Source organism: Actinomadura viridis, assembly GCF_015751755.1.
Taxonomy (GTDB): domain Bacteria; phylum Actinomycetota; class Actinomycetes; order Streptosporangiales; family Streptosporangiaceae; genus Spirillospora; species Spirillospora viridis.
Window position 1 is genome coordinate 1,486,176 of record NZ_JADOUA010000001.1, and the last position, 17,368, is coordinate 1,503,543.

Genomic DNA, 17,368 nt, shown 5'->3' on the forward strand with positions numbered 1-17,368 from the left:
TCGCGATGCCGCCTCCCGGTAGGGCCGTCTTGACGTTCCGGACGGTCCGGGGCCAGTGGTACGGCTCGTACGATAGGGACATGACCTTCAACAGCCAGCGTCGTGTCCTGCTCGCCAAGCCGCGTGGTTACTGCGCGGGAGTGGACCGGGCCGTGCAGGCGGTCGAGATCGCCCTGGAGAAGTACGGGGCCCCCATCTACGTGCGCAAGCAGATCGTGCACAACGTGCACGTCGTGAAGACCCTTGAGGAACGCGGCGCCATCTTCGTGGAAGAGACCGAGGAGGTGCCCGAGGGCGCCATCGTCGTCTTCTCCGCCCACGGGGTCGCGCCGGTGGTGCACGAGGAGGCCAAGGGCCTCAGCCTCCGCACCATCGACGCCACGTGCCCGCTGGTGACCAAGGTCCACAAGGAGGCCGTCCGGTTCGCCAAGGACGACTACGACATCCTGCTGATCGGGCACGAGGGGCACGAGGAGGTCATCGGCACCACCGGTGAGGCCCCCGACCACATCCACCTGGTGGACGGTCCGGACGGCGTGGCCGGCGTCAAGGTGCGCGACCCCGAGAAGGTGGCGTGGCTGTCCCAGACCACGCTGTCGGTGGACGAGACCATCGCCACGGTCGAGAAGCTGCGCGAGCGCTTCCCCAAGCTGATGGACCCGCCGTCCGACGACATCTGCTACGCCACCCAGAACCGCCAGATCGCGGTCAAGGAGATCGCCGCCCTCGCCCAGCTGGTCATCGTGGTCGGCTCCACCAACTCCTCCAACTCGGTCCGGCTGGTCGAGGTCGCCAAGGAGCACGGCGCCGACAACGCCTACCTGGTGGACTACGCCGAGCACATCGACGAGAGCTGGCTGGAGGGCGTCACCACGGTCGGCGTCACCAGCGGCGCCTCCGTCCCGGACGAGCTGGTCCAGGACGTCCTGGCCTGGCTGGCCGAGCGCGGCTTCGGGGACGTCGAAGAGGTCGAGTCGGTGCCGGAGAGCATGCGCTTCGCCCTCCCGCACGAGCTGCGCAAGGACCTGCGCATCACTCCCGTGGGCTGAGCCCCGCCGCGTCGCCGCCCGCCCGCCCTCGGTTCGCGCCGCCGGCCTCTAGTCGTCCTGCGGCTCTCGTCGGCGGGTTCGGGCGGTCGAGGGGGGCTCCTCCCAGCGGACCGGGTTCTCGTTCTCCTCCTGCTCGAACAGGCGGCTGCCGGCGAGCCTGCCGCGCAGCTCCCGTACGTTGGCGAGCAGGCCGCGCGGGACGGTGATGACCAGCACCAGGAGGGTCCCGCCGAACAGCCAGGGCGCGGTGGCCGCCAGCGCGGCCAGCACGCCCACGGCGACGCTCCGCAGGAGCGAGTCCTCGCCGATCCCCGTCACCAGTTCCGCCAGGATCGTCACCGCCAGGAACACCACCGGCGGGCTGACGGCCAGGGGCAGCAGGTCCGCCGGGCGGGTGGCCAGCGCGGCCAGCACGCACCCCGTCGCGAAACCCGCCCCGGCCAGGACGGGAGCGTCCAGCCACCGTGACAGGAGCGCACCGAGCAGGCCCGCGGCGAAGAGCACGACGACGCCGCCGCGCCCGGTCAGCGTGACCGGCCCGCCCGCCGGGGCGGCGGCCGGGTCCCTGCGTGCCCTGTCCTTGCGCGCCCTGTCCCGTCGGCGTCGCACGCGACCCCCTGCGTCCGGCGGGGCGTCCGCTGGCGCGCCGCGTACCGACTGTGTGCTCATCGCCACTTCTCCCGGCGGTCGAACTGCTGGGGGACGGCCCGTTCACCGAACCGCGGCGGCTCGGCGGGCGGGTCCGCGGGCCCGGCGCCGTCCTCGGCGCGGGCGGTCTCGTACTGGTCCGGACGATCATCGCGCGGCGGCGGCGCGGGACGGCCCCCGTCCGACAGCTCGGCGGCCGACGGCGCCCGCGGGCTGTCCTCGACCCGGCCGGGCGCCTCCAGCGGCTCGTCCACCACTCCCAGCTCGTTCAGGCGGCGCGCGCTGACCAGGACGCGCGTCTCCAGCGAGCCCACGGTGCGGTTGTAGGACCTGACCGCGCCGGTCAGCGAACGGCCCAGCTCGTCGACGTGCCGTCCCATCGTGCCCAGCCGCTCGTACAGCTCCCTGCCCAGGTCGAACACCGCGCGGGCGTTGCGCGAGAGGGCGGCCTGCTGCCAGGCGTACGACGCGGTGCGCAGCATCGTGACCAGCGTCGTCGGGGTCGCGATGTGCACGCGCCGCCGCATCGCGTACTCCAGCAGGCCCGGGTCGCGGTCCAGGGCGGGCGCGAGGAACGCCTCTCCCGGGATGAAGAGGACCACGAACTCGGGGGCGGGGCTGAACGCCTGCCAGTACGACTTGGCGGCCAGCCGGTCGACGTGGTCGCGCAGGTGCCGGGCGTGCGCGTCCAGCCGTACCGGATCGCCGGTCTCGGCCGCCTCCAGGTAGGCGGCCAGCGACACCTTGGAGTCGACGACGATGTTCTTGCCCCCGGCCAGCCGGACGACCATGTCGGGCCGTACGGTGCCGTCCTCGGTGACGGACGTGGCCTGCTCGTCGAAATCGCAGTGGTGGGCCATGCCGGCCAGCTCGACGACGCGGCGCAGTTGCAGCTCGCCCCAGCGGCCGCGGGCCTCCGGGCGTTGCAGCGCCCGGACGAGCGCCCGGGTCTCACCGCGGAGCTGGTCGGAACTCTGCCGGACGAAGTCGACCTGCTTGGCCAGCATGGCGTGCGACTCGCGGCGGCCCGTCTCCACCTCGCGCAGCTGCTCCTCCACCTTCGCGAGGGTGTCCTTGAGCGGGGCGACCAGGTGCTCGACGGCCTGCTGGCGGCGCTGGAGCTCCCCGGCGGCCTCGACGCCGGCGGCCTTCAGCCGGGCGTCGGCCAGCTCCAGGAACCGCTGGTTGCTGGCGTCCAGGGCCTTGGCCGACAGGCTCTCGAAGTGCTCGGCCATCCGTTCCTCGGCGTAGGCCAGCTTCTCCTCCGCGGCCCTCGCCCGGGCGATCAGCTCGCCCTGGCGTCCGGTCGCCAGCGCGAACCCGGCCACCGCGCCGAGAACGGCCCCGAGGGCGAGACCGGCGAGCAGCGCGAGATCCATCCGCTCATCGTGGCAGCGGAGACCCGCGCCGTGCCGGTGCGACGCGCCGAGACGGGGCCCGCACCGGACAATTAAACTCAGCGATCACTTACATCCTCAAACCGGATGAGCGGCGCGCCCCCGTCGTTCTCACCCCCGCCCGCACGAGGAGAGAGCCATGACGATCGGTACCGGCACACCCCCCATCCGTCCCGTGGCGCGGACGGCGGCGGAACGGCGGATCGCGCGGGAACTCGCGCTCGAGCCGGGCGGGCCGCCCAGCCTGCGGGCCCGGCTCACCGGCCGGGCCGTCCGGGCGCTGGTGAAGACCGCGTGGTCGTCGGTGCCGGATTCGGCGGACGGGCTGATCCGCTTCCAGCGGCTCTCCGGGCTGGTGAGCCGGGCCCAGACCGTCCCGCCCGGCGTCGCCATCGCGCGTGAGGACCTCGGGACGTGTTCCGCCGAGTGGGTCCGGGCCGGTGCCCCGGACGAGCGGAAGGTCTTCCTCTACCTGCACGGCGGCGCCTACTTCTTCGGGAGCGCGCGCCTGTACCGGCCGTCGAACTGGCGGCTGTCGGCGTCCACCGGACGGCCCGTGCTGGCCCTGGACTACCGGCTCGCCCCCCACTACGGGCCGTCCGACGCGCTCGACGACGCCCTGACCGCGTACGGCTTCCTCCTGGAGAGCGGGTACGCGCCGGGCGACATCGTCGTGGGCGGCGACTCGGCGGGCGGGCATCTGGCGCTGGCGCTGCTGCTGGAGCTCAGGCGGCGCGGCACCGGCCTGCCCGCGGCGGCCGTCTGCCTGTCGCCGTGGGTCGACCTGCGCTGCGCGTCGGACTCGCACCGGCTGAACGCGCGCAGCGAGGCGGTCATCCCGGCGGGCAAGCTCGCCTGGCTGGGCCGCGTGTTCACCGCCGGAAAGGGCGCCGCCCATCCGCTGCTGGCGCCGCGCCACGGCGACCTGGCCGGGCTGCCGCCGCTGCTGCTGGTCGCCAGCGGTTCGGAGATCCTCCGGGACGAGGTCCGGGACCTGGCGGAACGCGCCCAGACGGCCGGGGTCGGCGCCGTCTACCAGGAATGGGACGGGCTGATGCACGTCTTCACGGTGTTCGCCGACTTCGTGCCCGAGGGCAAGGCGGCGTTCCGGCACATCGCCGAGTTCCTCCGCCGCACGGGGGCCTGAGGCCCCGCGGCGACCGGCCGGACGGGGCGCCGGGCGGGGCTGTCGGAAGGGGCGGCCCGCGCGGTCACCCGGGTGTTCACCCGGGTGTTCACCCGGCCGTCGTCCGCGCGTGGTCCGCGGGGCCCATAAACTTGACGGCCGTGAGCCTCTCCATCGGAATCGTCGGACTGCCCAACGTCGGCAAGTCCACGCTGTTCAACGCGCTGACCAAGAACGACGCGCTGGCCGCCAACTACCCGTTCGCGACCATCGAGCCCAACGTCGGCGTCGTCGGGGTGCCCGACTTCCGGCTGGAACGGCTGGCGGAGATCTTCGGCTCGCAGAAGATCATCCCGGCGACGATGGAGTTCGTCGACATCGCGGGCATCGTCAAGGGCGCCTCCGAGGGGCAGGGGCTGGGCAACAAGTTCCTGGCCAACATCCGCGAGACCAACGCGATCTGCCAGGTCATCCGGGCGTTCGACGACCCGGACGTGACCCATGTGGACGGCGAGACCGATCCGTCCCGCGACATCGAGACCATCAACACCGAGCTGATCCTGGCCGACCTCCAGACGATCGAGCGGGCCCTGCCGCGCCTGGAGAAGGAGGCGCGGACCAAGAAGGACAAGGACAAGCTCGCCGTCGTCGACACCGTCATCGCCGCCCAGAAGCTGCTGGACGACGGCGTCACGCTGTTCGCGGGCGCCGGGGCGGCCGGGATCGACCTCGCCCTGCTGCGCGAGCTGCACCTGCTGACCGCCAAGCCGTTCCTGTACGTGTTCAACCTCGACGAGGACGAGCTCACCGACGAGGACCTGCGCGGCCGGCTCCGGGAGCTGGTGGCCCCCGCCGAGGCGATCTTCCTCGACGCCAAGATCGAGGCGGAGCTGATCGAGCTGCCCGACGACGAGGCCCTGGAGCTGCTCCAGGGGATGGGCCAGGAGGAGTCGGGGCTGTCCCAGCTGGTCCGGATCGGCTTCGGCACGCTCGGCCTCCAGACGTACCTGACCGCGGGCCCCAAGGAGTCGCGGGCCTGGACGATCCGCAAGGGCGCGACGGCTCCGGAGGCCGCCGGCGTCATTCACACCGACTTCCAGCGCGGCTTCATCAAGGCCGAGATCGTCTCGTTCGACGACCTGGTCACCGAAGGGTCCATGGCCGCCGCCCGCACCGCCGGGAAGGTGCGCATGGAGGGCAAGGACTACGTCATGCAGGACGGCGACGTGGTGGAGTTCCGCTTCAACGTCTGAGGCCGCGGCCGGAGGCGGACGCCTCGATCGTGCACGGCGGGTGATGTCAGCATTACGGTGATCTGTCGCCAAGTGGTCACGATGACGGATTCAACGGAAAGAGATTGCGCTCCACCAGGACATGTCGTGACCAAGCACCTTCCGAACCGTGCTGCTTGTCCGAAACAGGGTCCGGCGCGCCGTTCGGAGCCTTGGATAGGAGATCGTCACCGTTTGGCAATCTTCCCCGGTGCTGCCGGGATGGATCGCCTTATCCACAACCGCGCGGCGGGGCTGTGCTTCGCCCGGATGCGCTGGAACAATTGACGCTCGTGGTTACGCTGGGCCCTGGGCGGGTTCAGAAAGGGACCGCACCCGTACACGACCAGACGCACAGATGACCGCGCCGACCGGGGGCGAGGCGCGAGCGGAGGCAGGATGGCTCGCAGGTCGGCCGTGGGACACGGCCGTGAGACCGCTGTGGTCGAGCAGGACGTGGCGTCCGGCCGCGCCCTCGACCCGGCCGCCGATCCGTGGCGGGACGGCGAGACCGGCCGGCGGCGCGGGCGGCAGGGCGGCGACGGCGCGCGCGGCGGCGGACGCTGGAACGGCTCCGGCGGGCGCTGGTGGGTGTGGGTCGGCCGCGCCGTGCTGTGGGCGGTCATCATCGTGATCCTGGTCAACGGCATCCGGGCCCCGTTCGAGCGCTTCACCGCCGACGGCACCGGAACGGCCGGGACGCCCGCCCCCAGCAAGGGCACCGGCTTCCCCAGCAGCGCCGCGGGCGCGTTCGCGCTCCAGTTCGCCAACGTCTATCTCAATTACGACCAGAGGACGGCCGCCGCCCGCGAGACGCAAATGCGGACGTTCGTTCCCGAGGGCACCGACGGCCAATTCGGCTGGAACGGCGTCGGCCAGCTCCAGGTGCAGTCGGTCCAGGTCGCCGGAGTGGACGCGCGCGACGCCAACAACGGCGTCGTCACCGTGCTCGCCCGCAGCCAGGACAAGTGGCTCCGGCTGGCCGTCCCCGTCTACGCCCGGAACGGCTCGCTGGTCGTCTCCGCCCGCCCGGCCCTCCTGCCGCCCCCGGCCAAGGCCACGCTGCCGCAGCAGGGCGTCCCCGAGCGCGACGGCCCGCTGGAGACCGAGCTCGCGCCCGTCCTCGGCACCTTCTTCCAGGCGTACGCCCGCAGCGACCAGGCGACCCTGTCGCGTTTCGCCGACGGCGCGCCCCTCGCCGGGCTGGCCGAGTCGGTCACGTTCGTCCAGGTCAGGGAGGTCATCGCCCCCAGAGGAGACGCCGGCGAGCGCACGGTCACCGCGACGGTGGCCTGGCAGGTGCCCGGCGCCGCCGCCGGAGGCGAGCTTGAACAGACTTACGATCTGTCGATGGTGAAGAAAGGCACGACCTGGTACGTCCGAGACATCCGCGGCACCACAGGGCCGGGTGCGTCATGACGGCACCGCGCCGAGCCGGCATCCCCGTACCCCGCACCCGACACATCCGCCGACCCAGGAAGGTAGTCAGTCGATGCTGCACCACATGATGGCGTCGATTCCGTTCGAGGTCCTGGCGGCGCCGAACGACGATCTGCAAACCGACCAGCTGGCAGATTGGCTGCGTCAGATATTCGGTCCGCTCTTCCTCGTGATCGTCTCCATTGTGGCGATCTTCTTTCTGTTCACCCGCGAGATCACGCGCTTCGTGCAATTCATCGTGCTCGCCATCGGAATCGGGGTGGTCTTCTACGTGCCCAACATCATCGAGACCACGGCCAGGGCGATCGCCCGGGCACTGGGAGTGGACTTGACCTGACCTGGGCACGCCGGCCGGGCGTCATCGAGGGCGGAGCGGCCCCGCGCGCCGGGGCCGGCAGGCGACACTGTGCTCGCACAGTTAGGGGAGTAGGGGCGTGGATCTACCCACGTACACGAACATATGGCGCATCGAGAAGCGGCTGTACAAGCTGTACGACCTGCGGCTGCCGATGCCGTTGCCGCTGGTCCAGATCGGCGTCTTCGCCGGCGTGTTCGTGCCGTGGATCCTGCTGCTGAGGCTCGTGGGCATCCCCTTCGCCTCGCCGTGGCACGTCCTCTACATCGTCCCGCCGGGCGTCCTGACCTGGATGGCGACCCGCCCGGTCATCGAGGGCAAGCGCCTCACCGAGCTGCTGCTGTCGCAGAGCCGCTACCTCGCCGAGCCGCGCACCTGGTGCCGGCTGACCCCCATCCGCGAGCCCCGCGAGGTCGTGGTCGTGGCCCGGGTCTGGCGCCGCCCGCAGGCCCCCGCCCCGGTCGCCGCGGCCGAACGCGCCGCGGTGAAGACCCACCGCAAGGCCCGTAAGCAGCAGCGCCGCCCGGTCGTCGAGGAGGCGCCCGTCCCGGCGTTCGCCCTGGACCCGGCGTCCGCCCCGAGCCGGTCGTCCACCCGGCGCCCGGCGTTCGCCCCGAGCCCGGCGGTCGCCTCCGCGCCCCGGCCGCTCGCCGAGGTCGCCGCCCAGCGCGAGTTCGGCTCCCTCGGCACCGAGGACGATGTCCGCGTCGCCGGCGCTCGCGAGCCCGTCCGGGAGCCCGCGCGAGAGCCCGTCCGCGTGCCCGAGCCTGGACGGGAGCCTGGACGGGAGCCCGCGCGGGAGCGTCCGGCCAAGGCATGGCGCCGGACCACCCGCGACATCGCCCACGAGGAGGAGGCGTTCCCGCAGGGCGGGACCGCCGACCTCGAGCGCCCTCCGGCCACCCCGCGGCTCGAGCTGGGCACCTCGGGCAAGCGGGCCTTCGCCTCGGGCGTGCGCCGTCCCGGAGAGGCCCCCGAGTTCTGGAGCGGCCCGAACGGCGAGCCGTCCCCGCCCGCGCCCGAGGACGCCGCCACCCCCGTTCAGGCGGCCCGTCCCGGCGCCACCGGCCCGGAACCCGCCGCGGACGGCGCCGGCGACGGCGCCGGCGTTCAGGAGGAGCCGGTGCCCTCGGCCGGGGCCGACCCCGTCCAGGACGCGGGACTGGAGCCCGCCAGCGGTTCCGCGCAGGAGCCCGGGGACGAGAGGGTCCCCGAGCCCGGCGCGCAGCCCGCCTCGTCCACCGCGGCCGCTTCCGCCTCGGCCACCCCAGCCACCTCGTCCACCCCGGCCACCTTGGACGCCTCCGCCGACGGGACCGGGGCCGAGCACACCCCTTCGCCGGACCCGACCGCCGATGCGGCCGGGACGCCGGCCGGTGCCGCGCCCGTCACCAGGCCGGACATTCCGCGGCAGCAGGTGCCCGCGCCCGAGACGCGCCCGGACATCCCGCAGGCCGGTGAACGGGAGCGCGCGGGCGGCACCCGGCCCGACATCGAGCGCGCGAAGCCGACCAGACCCGACATCCCGATGGTCCCGGTGGCCTTCGGCAGCGGGGCGGGCCGTCCCGACCCCAGGCCCGCCGAGGAGCCGCAGGCCGAGGAAGAGCCCCAGGCCGAAGGGACGCCGCAGGCCGAAGGGACGCCGCAGGCCGGAGGGACGCGGCGGGTCGAGGAGGCGCGGCAGGCCGAGGACGCACGGCAGGCAGAAGAGAAGCGGCGGGCCGAGGAGGAACGGCGAGCCGAGGAGGCGCGGCGCGAAGGGCAGGAGGCCGCGAGCCGTGAGCTGCCCGAGCCCAGGCCCTGGTCCGAGGAGCTGTCCAAGCCTCCCCGCGCTGCCACGACCGACGCGCTCGTCTGGCCTCCCGTACCGGAACCGGGCGCCGGAGCGCCGCCCCCGCAGGAAGACGCGCCCCCGCCCCACGAGCGCCACGAGCGCCACGAGCGCCACGAGCGCGACCAGCGCGACGAGAACCAGGAGCGCCGGGAGGACGCCGGCCGGCGCCAGGGGAGCGGCGCACAGCCCGTGGCGGGACACCCGGGCAGGTTCCCGATGTCGGGTCCCGCCCCCCGCCCGTCCCAGGGCCCGCAGGCCCCCGAGCCGATGACGGAGCCCATGCCCGCCGAACCGCTCACCGAGCACGCCACGGAGGAGCCGCCGCCCGCGCCGGCCCGCGAGGTGCGGTCCGGGCCCGCCTCGCCGGTCCGCCCGCGCCCGCTTCCGCCGCCACCGTCCGCGCCGCCGTCCGAACCGGCGATCACGCCGCCCGACCCCGAGCAGGAGATCGGCACGGGTGGGCTGCGCCGGCTCATCCAGGCCGTCGGCGGCGGCCACGGCGAGGCCGACGCCGAGTACCAGCAGCGCCTCCAGCAGCCGTTCCAGGGCACCCGCCACATCGTGGTGCTCGGCTGCACGGGCGGGGCCGGGCAGACCGTGACGGCGCTGATGCTCGGCCACACGTTCGCCCAGCACAACGGGGAGCCGGTCGTGGCGATCGACGTGAACCCCGGGCCGGGCGCGCTGGCCCGGCGCACCCGCAGCGAGACCAACGAGACCCTGACCGGCCTCATCACCCGGGCCGACCAGGTCAACAGCCTGACCGCGATGCGCCGCTACACCTCCCAGGCCAAGTCCGGGCTGGACGTGATCGCGGCCGGCAAGAACCCGCTGCAGGCACTGGACGACCGCGACTACGCGCTGGCGATCCGCACGATCGACCGGTTCTACTCGGTGACGCTGCTGGACGCCGCCGCCGCCGTGGTGGCGCGCGTGCTCCCGTACGCCGACCAGATCGTGCTGGTGGCGCCCGCCAGCGCCGACGCGCCCCGCGCGGTGGCGATGACCTTCGAGTGGCTGGACGGCCACGGGTACGAGGAACTGCGCTCCCGCGCCGTGACCGTGATCAACGGGGTCAGCCGGCGCAGCATGGACGACGTCGAGCAGGCCGAGGCGGTCGCCCGCGGGCGCTGCCGGGCCCTGGTGCGGATTCCCTGGGACGACCACCTGAGCATGGACCGGGCACCCCGCAACGAGCTCAGATCCCTGCGCGCGCCGACACGGCGCGCCTACCTCGCCCTCGCCGGTGTGGTCGCCGGGGGGTTCACCGTCGTGCCCGAGCGTTACCAGGAGTTCGAGCAGCAGCAGGAGGCCACTCGATGAGCGCCGCCACGCGCCCCCGCGCGCAGCGACGAGGCACGCCGGCGTGGGACGGCGGCCGCGAGCCCACGAGCGGAGCGAGGCGATGAGCAGGGCGTCCAAGGCCCGGTCCAGCCGGCTGGCCGTACGGTACTTCGACGACCGGGTGCTGCTGACCGACAACGCGGCGTGGGCCTACTTCCGGCTGCCGACGGTGTCGTACGAGTTCACCACCGGCGAGGAACGCGAGGCGCTGGCCACCAACATCACCATCGCGCTGGCCGGGATCCGGATGCAGGACGCGGAGGTGCACCTGCGGATCGCGCACCGCACCTACCCGGCCGCCGACTGGGCGCTGGCGCTGGACCGGACCTCCGACGGGGGGCCGGGCTGGCGCGAGTACCTGGAGGAGACCTACGCGCACGTGTGGGCCAAGGACTTCTGGACCAAGGAGGTCTACCTCGGCGTACGGCTCGGGCCGCGCGGTGTCGGGGCGCAGTTCTCCGGCGGGGTCCTGTCGCAGTGGCTCGGCTTCTACAAGCGCAGCGAGCAGGTCCTCGGCATCAACGACGACGCGATCGACAAGAAGGAGATCGCGCGCTGGACCGACCAGGCCGAGCGGGTCGGCCGGGCGCTGGCCGGGTCGGCGCTGTACGCCCGGCACGCCGCGTCCACCGAGGTGGCCTGGCTGTTCCAGCACGCGGTGACGGCCTCGCTGGCCGATCCGCCGCCCTCCGCCGTCGCGCGCCGCACGTGGGGGAAGGGGGAGATCGAGGCGCTGGTCGAGGGCGCGATCCACAACGGCCGCTCGTACCTGAGGGTCGAGCAGCCCAACTTCAACGGCGTGGGGCCGGGCGCGACCGCCCAGTCCTACGTCGCCTACCTCTCCTTCGCGCGCTTCCCCGACATGATGCCGTTCCCGGACGGCGAGCCCTGGTTCCACTACGCCGACGCGCTGCCGTTCCCGGTGGAGATCAGCTCGCGGATGAAGCTGATCCCGCCGGCCAAGGCGTCCAAGGATGTCTCCCGCAAGCTGGCGCACGCCCGTGACATGGACCAGCACATCCGGGAGGCGGGCGCGGAGGCGCCGATCGCGCTGGCCGAGCAGATCGACGCGGCCCGGATGCTGGAGCACGGCATCACCAAGGAGCGGCTGCCGTTCGTGTACGGGTGGCACCGGCTGATCGTGTCGGCGCCCACCGAGGAACTGCTCGCCCAGCGGGTGGACGCGGTGGTCGAGCACTACCGCGACATCGGCATCGACGTGGTCAACTCCACCGGCGACCAGTTCTCGCTGTTCCTGGAGACGCTGCCCGGCGACCGGATCCGGCTCAACGCCTACGCGCAGCGGCAGCCGTTGCGCACCATCGCGGGCGGGATGCCGGTGGCGACCGTCGACCTGGGCGACCGTCCCGACGACAACGGCGAGGGCTGGGTCGGCCCCTACATCGGCGAGACGCTCGGGCGGGCCCGTTCCATCGTGCACTTCGACCCGCTGGTGGCCGCGGCCCGCAACCGGCCGACCGCGGTGGCGATCACCGGGGAGCCGGGCGGCGGCAAGACCACGCTGGCGCTGCTGCTGATCTACCAGATGGCGCTGCGCGGCGTGACGATCGCGGCGATCGATCCCAAGGGCGACGCCGAGTCGCTGGTCGAGCTGCTCAGGTCGCGCGGCCGGCGGGCCCGGATCCTGCCGCTGGGCTCGGCGGCGCCCGGGCTGCTCGACCCGTTCTCGTTCGGGGACGATCTGGCGGCCAAGAAGACCATGGCCACCGAGACCCTGCGGCTGCTGCTGCCGCGGATGTCGGAGGAGCGCGAGTCGGCCATGATCCAGGCGGTCGGCGCGGTCGCCAACGGCGAGCGGCCCTCCCTCGGCCGGGTCGTCGACCACCTCGAAGGCTCCGACGACCCGGCGTCGAAGAACCTGGGCGCCGTGCTCCGCTCCATGTCGGAGATGCGGCTGGCCCGGCTGTGCTTCGACCCATCCGGGGGCGAGCGCATCGACACCGCCGGGTGGACCACCGTGTTCACGCTCGGCGGCCTCACCCTGCCCGACGTGGCCATCTCCCGGGAGGACTACTCCTACGAGCAGCGGCTCTCGGTCGCGCTGATGTACCTGGTCTCCCAGTTCGCCCGGAGACTGATGCACGGCCTGGACCGGCGGCTGCCCAAGGCGATCTTCCTGGACGAGGCGTGGGCCATCACCTCGACGCCGGAGGGCGCCAAGCTGGTGCCGGAGGTCTCGCGGATGGGCCGGTCGCGCAACACCGCGCTGATCCTGGTGTCGCAGAACGCCGGGGACCTCCTGAACGAACAGGTGACCAACTGCCTCTCGTCGGTGTTCTCGTTCCGCTCGTCCGAACGCAACGAGGTCGGGAACGTGATGTCGCTGCTGGGGGTGGAGACCTCCGACGAGCACAAGGCCGTGCTGCGCAATCTCGGTAACGGCGAGTGCGTCTTCCGTGACCTGGACGGGCGCGCGGGCCGGATCGGCGTCGACCTGATCTCCGAGGAGCTGCGGCGCTGGCTGGACACCAACCCGACCCGGTCGCGTCCGGGTCCGGCCGAACTCACGGTCTCGGGGGCCGAAGCCGCACAGGGGCGAGGTGTGTCTGGGTGAACACGAGAGGTCAGTCGATGAACCGTCTCCGTGTGCCGGGTGCTGGGCTGGACCGGGCGTTCGCGCGCCGGCTGCAGCGTTCCCCGGCAGAGGGTCTCGACCAGTCGGTGCTCCGTGGCTCCGGGCGGCGTCCGCGCCGGTTCGGGGGCGGGGGGCGCCGTTCGCTACTCCTGATGGTCATGGCCGCCATATTCATGGTCGGCCTCTCTCCGGTCGCCGGCGCCGGCCCGTTCGGCAGCGACCCCTGCCGGCCGGCCGACAATCCCGCGCCCGAGCAGTACGGGTCGGGGACGGACGGGCTGATCAAACCGCCGGACTATCCGAACGAGGAGCTCAGGAAGACCCCGGTCGAGAAGCTCACCTACTACGACCGTTACGGGACGGCCGGGCAGAGCTGGTACGCGGTCGACATGGGCTGCGCGGACGCGATGGCCATGATGGGCAACGCGCTCGCCAACACCACCTTCACCCTGGTCCGGGCGATCGACCGGACCACGATCAGCGTCTACCAGGCCGCCGCGTCCGAGTCGCTGCTCGGCTGGCTGAAGAACACCGTGGACGGTGTGATCAGCGACATCGGCAAGACGTTCAACGCCCGCTACTGGTCCTGGGTGGTCATCCTCGGGGCGATGTGGCTGGCCTGGTGGGGGCTGGTGCGCAAGCGGGCCAGCAAGGTCACCGAGGGCGTGATCTGGATGGTCGCGGCGATGGTGGCGCTGATCTGGCTGGTCGCGCGGCCCGCCGACTTCACCACGCTGGGCACCAAGGTCTCGGAGGCGACCAGCGCCGCGTTCAACGCCGCGTTGCCGCAGAGCGACACCAAGGGCAGCACCTGCATCCCGCCGCCCGAGGGCCGGCAGGACCCGATGAACTCGGCCGACGTGGACGCCACCACCCGTAATGCCAACGGGTTGTGGGTCGCCCTGGTGTGCAAGCCGTGGCTGATGGGCCAGTTCGGCACCACCGACCCGAACGCCAAGGTGGTCAAGGACAACGCCGACAAGCTGCTCTGGTCGCAGGCCGTCGACCTGGCGGAAACTCACGGCGGGCAGAAGGTCGACCTGGCCAAGAAGGCCGACGCGTACAAGTCGGTGGCGAGCAACGTCAAGGAGGACCACGCCGGGGTCTACCCGCTGTTCCAGGGCAAGAACTGGACCAGCCGGCTGGCGGTGGCGTTCGGCGGGCTGTTCGCCGCCCTGGTGGCGGGGCTGCTCATCCTGGTGATCGCGATCGCGCTGATCGTGGTGAAGATCGCCTTCCTGCTGCTGCTGGTGGCCGGGCCGATCTTCCTGGGCATAGGCATCCATCCGGGGATCGGCCGGGTGATCGCGATCCGCTGGCTGGAACTGCTGCTGTCGATGCTCCTGAAACAGGCGGCCCTCATCGGTGTGCTGTCGCTGCTGCTCTGGGCGTACGGGCTGATCCTCGGCGAGACGCTGCCCTGGGGCCTGCAGATCCTGCTGATCGCGCTGGTGACGTTCGCCGCGTTCATCTACCGCAAGCCGTTCCAGCATCTGTTCTCCGCGGTCGGCTACTCCGCGGTGGGCGCGCGGGAGAAGAGCGAGGCCCAGCTGGACAAGTCGGTCATGGAGGCGCGCAAGAGCACCACGTCGGTCGCGAGCGCGGTCGTTCCGGGCGCGGCGGGCTACCGGCTGGCACGGTACGGGAAGAACGACGCGCCGGCCGAGGCCGGTGCCGCCGCTGCCGCCGACGGCTCCACCACGGTCGCCGACCGGCGCAACGGCGTGGCCGGGGCGGGCGACGGCCCGTCCCCGGACGCCGCGCCCGTGCTGGCGGCCAAGCCGCGCGGCGGGGGAGCGGCGGCGGCCCAGGGCCGGTCCCGGCGCGGCGCTCCGCCGCTCAACCTCCCGACGCGCGCGGGCGCGCCCGGCGACGGTCGTACCGACGGAGGGGCGGCGACGGCGCGGCCGGGCGGCAACGGCGGCGCGCCGCCCGCCGGTGCCGCGGCCGGCGGCGGGTCCTCCGGGGCCGGTGGCAAGCCGTCCGGGTCCGGTTCGGGCACCCCGCGTCCCACCGCGTGGTCGCGCCCGGGCAGCGGGGTCTCCAACGGCGGCGGCTCGTCCGATTCGGGCGGCGGCTCCGGCGGCTCGGGCGGTTCCGGCGCCTCCGGCGGCGGAGGCGGCTGGTTCGGAGGAGGCAACGGCCGGTCGTCCGGTGGCCGCGGCTCGGGTTCGGGCGGCTCGGGATCGGGCGGCTCAGCTCCGGTACGCGGCCGGGGAGCCGGCACTCCGGCGCGCGGCAGGCCCGCCGAACCGGCCTCTGGGGTGCCCAAGCCGCGGCCCGGCACGTCCGGTCCGGCTCCCGCGCCCGGCGGCAGGCAGCAGCCCCCTCCGCTGTGGGGGCGCCGCGACGCCGGCGAGAGTCCGCCCATCCCGTTCTGGCTGCGGCCCGTCGAGAGCGATTCCGGGGGGCGCGGCGATGCGGAGCGGGACGAGTAGATGAACCTGACCGACCGTCAGCGCAAGTTCGTCTTCGCGGGGCTGGTGGTGGTCCTGGCCGTGGTCGGCGTCTACCTGACCGTCGCCGCCCCCGAGGACGACCCCGGCGACGAGGGGGCGAACACGCCCCCCGCCGTCACGGCGGGCCCCACCGGTCCCGCGTCGCCGCCGCCGGGGATCGCGGGCTCGGTGTCCCCGGGCGACTTCGACGTCTACCGGCTGCTGCCGTTCTCCCAGCAGGAGTTCGCCACGGCGGCCGACCTCGCGCAGCGGTTCACGGCGGCCTACGGGACCTACCGCTTCGACGAGGACCCCCAGGTCTACACCGGCCGGCTGTCCGGCATGGTCACCGAGGCGCTGCTGGACGAGCTCCGGCGCGGTGCCGGCTCGCCCGGGATGCTGGACGAGCGCCGCAGGCAGCAGGCCGTCGCCGAGGGCTCGGCGACGCTCGACCGGGTCCGCGACATCGAGGACAACTCGATCATCTTCCTGGTCACCGGCAAGCAGCAGGTCACCAAGGAGGGCAAGAAGGCTCAGGAGAGCCGGCAGTACGCGGTGACCGTGGCGCGCGACGGCGGGTCGCTGCGGGTGTACGCCTTCGAGCCCGCCGACGCCGGACAGGCGGGTGACACCGGATGAACCGCCGCAGGCTGCTGCTCGCGGCCGCCCTGGGGGCCGCCGCGATGCTGTTCGTCGCGTTGATGATCGTGCCGGTGCTGTTCGGCGCGAGCCAGTTCATGTTCGGCGGGGGAGGCGCGGGCGGCGCCGCCTGCGTCGACACCAGCCGGGCCGGGGCGCAGCCCGCCGAGGCCAACGACGCCCGCGCCATTCCCGCCGACTACCTCGCCCTCTACAAGCAGGCGGGCAAGGACTACGGCATCCCCTGGAACGTACTGGCGGGCATCGGCAAGGTGGAGACCAGCCACGGCACCTCCAGGCTGCCGGGCGTGAGCAGCGGTGAGAACTACGCGGGCGCGGGCGGGCCCATGCAGTTCCTGGCCGCCACGTTCAAGGCGTTCGCCGTGGACGGCGACAAGGACGGCAAGAAGGACCGCTACGACCCCGACGACGCCATCCCCTCCGCCGCCCGCTACCTCAAGCACAACGGCGCCCCGGAACGCATGCGCACCGCCCTTTTCATGTACAACCACTCGTGGGACTACGTGAACCTGGTGCTCGACTGGGCCAAGCGCTACGTGGGCGGCGACTTCACCGTCGTCCAGTCCAACGGCGTCGAGTGCGAGGACAACGAGCTTCCCGCCAACGTGAGCGGCCTCGTCCAGCGCATCATCGCGTTCGCCATGGCCCAGCGCGGCAAGCGCTACATCTTCGGTGCCAACGGCCCCGACGCCTGGGACTGCTCGAGCATCATCCAGGGCGCCTACCGCAGCGTCGGGCTGAACATCCCGCGCACCACGTTCCAGCAGTGGCCCTGGGGGGTGCGGATCGACAAGGGCAAGGAGCAGCCGGGCGACCTGGTCTTCTTCAACTCCGGTCCGGGGACCTCGGCGAACAACCCCGGCCATGTCGGGATGGTCATCGGCAAGGGCAAGATGATCGTCGCCAGCTGCTCGACCTGCAAGCCGAACATCGGGGTGAAGCCCTACAAGCGCTCGGACTGGATCGGCACCACCCGGCCGCTGGCCCGTCCCGACATGCAGCGCAAGGTGGCCCGGCTGGTCGCCCAGCCCGCGAACTGACCCCCGCCCGCGAGCCGAGCGTGGCCGGTCGCCCGGCGGGCTCTCCCGATGGCACCGGGCGAGCCGGGCGTGGGCGGCGAGCCGGGCGGGGCCGCGCCGGTGGCCGTGGACTCCGGCCACCGGCGCGGCTGCCGGCTTGACCTTCTCATCGGTGTGAGTGTTTAGGGTCG

12 protein-coding genes are annotated in these 17,368 nt (G+C 72.9%); 10 read left to right on the top strand and 2 right to left on the bottom strand.

The window, feature by feature from the left end:
- Window positions 1-80 precede the first annotated feature (80 nt).
- Window positions 81-1,049 carry a 4-hydroxy-3-methylbut-2-enyl diphosphate reductase gene (locus tag IW256_RS06475; protein ID WP_197010084.1) on the top strand — a complete coding sequence of 323 codons (969 nt, stop codon included), beginning with the start codon at window positions 81-83 and terminating at the stop codon, window positions 1,047-1,049.
- A 48-nt stretch (window positions 1,050-1,097) separates the two neighbouring features.
- Here the strand turns inward: IW256_RS06475 and IW256_RS06480 are convergent, their stop codons facing one another.
- Together IW256_RS06480 and IW256_RS06485 are read right to left on the bottom strand one after the other, a co-directional pair.
- Window positions 1,098-1,658, bottom strand: coding sequence for a DUF6542 domain-containing protein (locus IW256_RS06480; protein ID WP_307828760.1), 561 nt, complete (start codon window positions 1,656-1,658; stop codon window positions 1,098-1,100).
- 56 nt (window positions 1,659-1,714) lie between these two features.
- On the bottom strand, window positions 1,715-3,076 hold the full coding sequence (locus tag IW256_RS06485; protein WP_197010085.1) for a DNA recombination protein RmuC: 1,362 nt from the start codon (window positions 3,074-3,076) through the stop codon (window positions 1,715-1,717).
- 157 nt (window positions 3,077-3,233) lie between these two features.
- On the opposite strand from IW256_RS06485, the gene IW256_RS06490 reads away from it, so the two are divergent.
- From IW256_RS06490 to IW256_RS06530, 9 genes are all read left to right on the top strand, one after another.
- Window positions 3,234-4,241: an alpha/beta hydrolase fold domain-containing protein gene (locus IW256_RS06490; protein WP_197010086.1), complete on the top strand. Its 1,008-nt coding sequence runs from the start codon at window positions 3,234-3,236 to the stop codon at window positions 4,239-4,241.
- Window positions 4,242-4,381: 140 nt separating this feature from the next.
- Window positions 4,382-5,473, top strand: coding sequence for a redox-regulated ATPase YchF (ychF, locus tag IW256_RS06495; protein WP_197010087.1), 1,092 nt, complete (start codon window positions 4,382-4,384; stop codon window positions 5,471-5,473).
- A 417-nt stretch (window positions 5,474-5,890) separates the two neighbouring features.
- Window positions 5,891-6,910 (top strand): conjugal transfer protein, encoded by a 1,020-nt coding sequence (locus tag IW256_RS06500; RefSeq protein WP_231403682.1) that lies wholly within the window; start codon window positions 5,891-5,893, stop codon window positions 6,908-6,910.
- A gap of 73 nt (window positions 6,911-6,983) precedes the next feature.
- Window positions 6,984-7,268 carry a hypothetical protein gene (locus tag IW256_RS06505; RefSeq protein ID WP_197010088.1) on the top strand — a complete coding sequence of 95 codons (285 nt, stop codon included), beginning with the start codon at window positions 6,984-6,986 and terminating at the stop codon, window positions 7,266-7,268.
- Window positions 7,269-7,365: 97 nt separating this feature from the next.
- Window positions 7,366-10,443 carry a TcpE family conjugal transfer membrane protein gene (locus IW256_RS06510; protein WP_197010089.1) on the top strand — a complete coding sequence of 1,026 codons (3,078 nt, stop codon included), beginning with the start codon at window positions 7,366-7,368 and terminating at the stop codon, window positions 10,441-10,443.
- 82 nt (window positions 10,444-10,525) lie between these two features.
- Window positions 10,526-13,039 carry an ATP-binding protein gene (locus IW256_RS06515; protein WP_197010090.1) on the top strand — a complete coding sequence of 838 codons (2,514 nt, stop codon included), beginning with the start codon at window positions 10,526-10,528 and terminating at the stop codon, window positions 13,037-13,039.
- A 17-nt stretch (window positions 13,040-13,056) separates the two neighbouring features.
- Window positions 13,057-15,498, top strand: a complete 2,442-nt coding sequence (locus IW256_RS06520; protein ID WP_197010091.1) for a type IV secretion system protein — start codon at window positions 13,057-13,059, stop codon at window positions 15,496-15,498.
- Entirely contained in the window at window positions 15,499-16,137 is a 639-nt protein-coding gene (locus tag IW256_RS06525; RefSeq protein WP_197010092.1) for a hypothetical protein, read from the top strand.
- A complete protein-coding gene (locus IW256_RS06530) occupies window positions 16,134-17,198 on the top strand; it encodes a C40 family peptidase (RefSeq protein ID WP_197010093.1) in 1,065 nt (354 codons plus the stop codon). The genes IW256_RS06525 and IW256_RS06530 overlap by 4 nt, the downstream gene beginning before the upstream one ends.
- The last annotated feature ends 170 nt before the right edge of the window (window positions 17,199-17,368 follow it).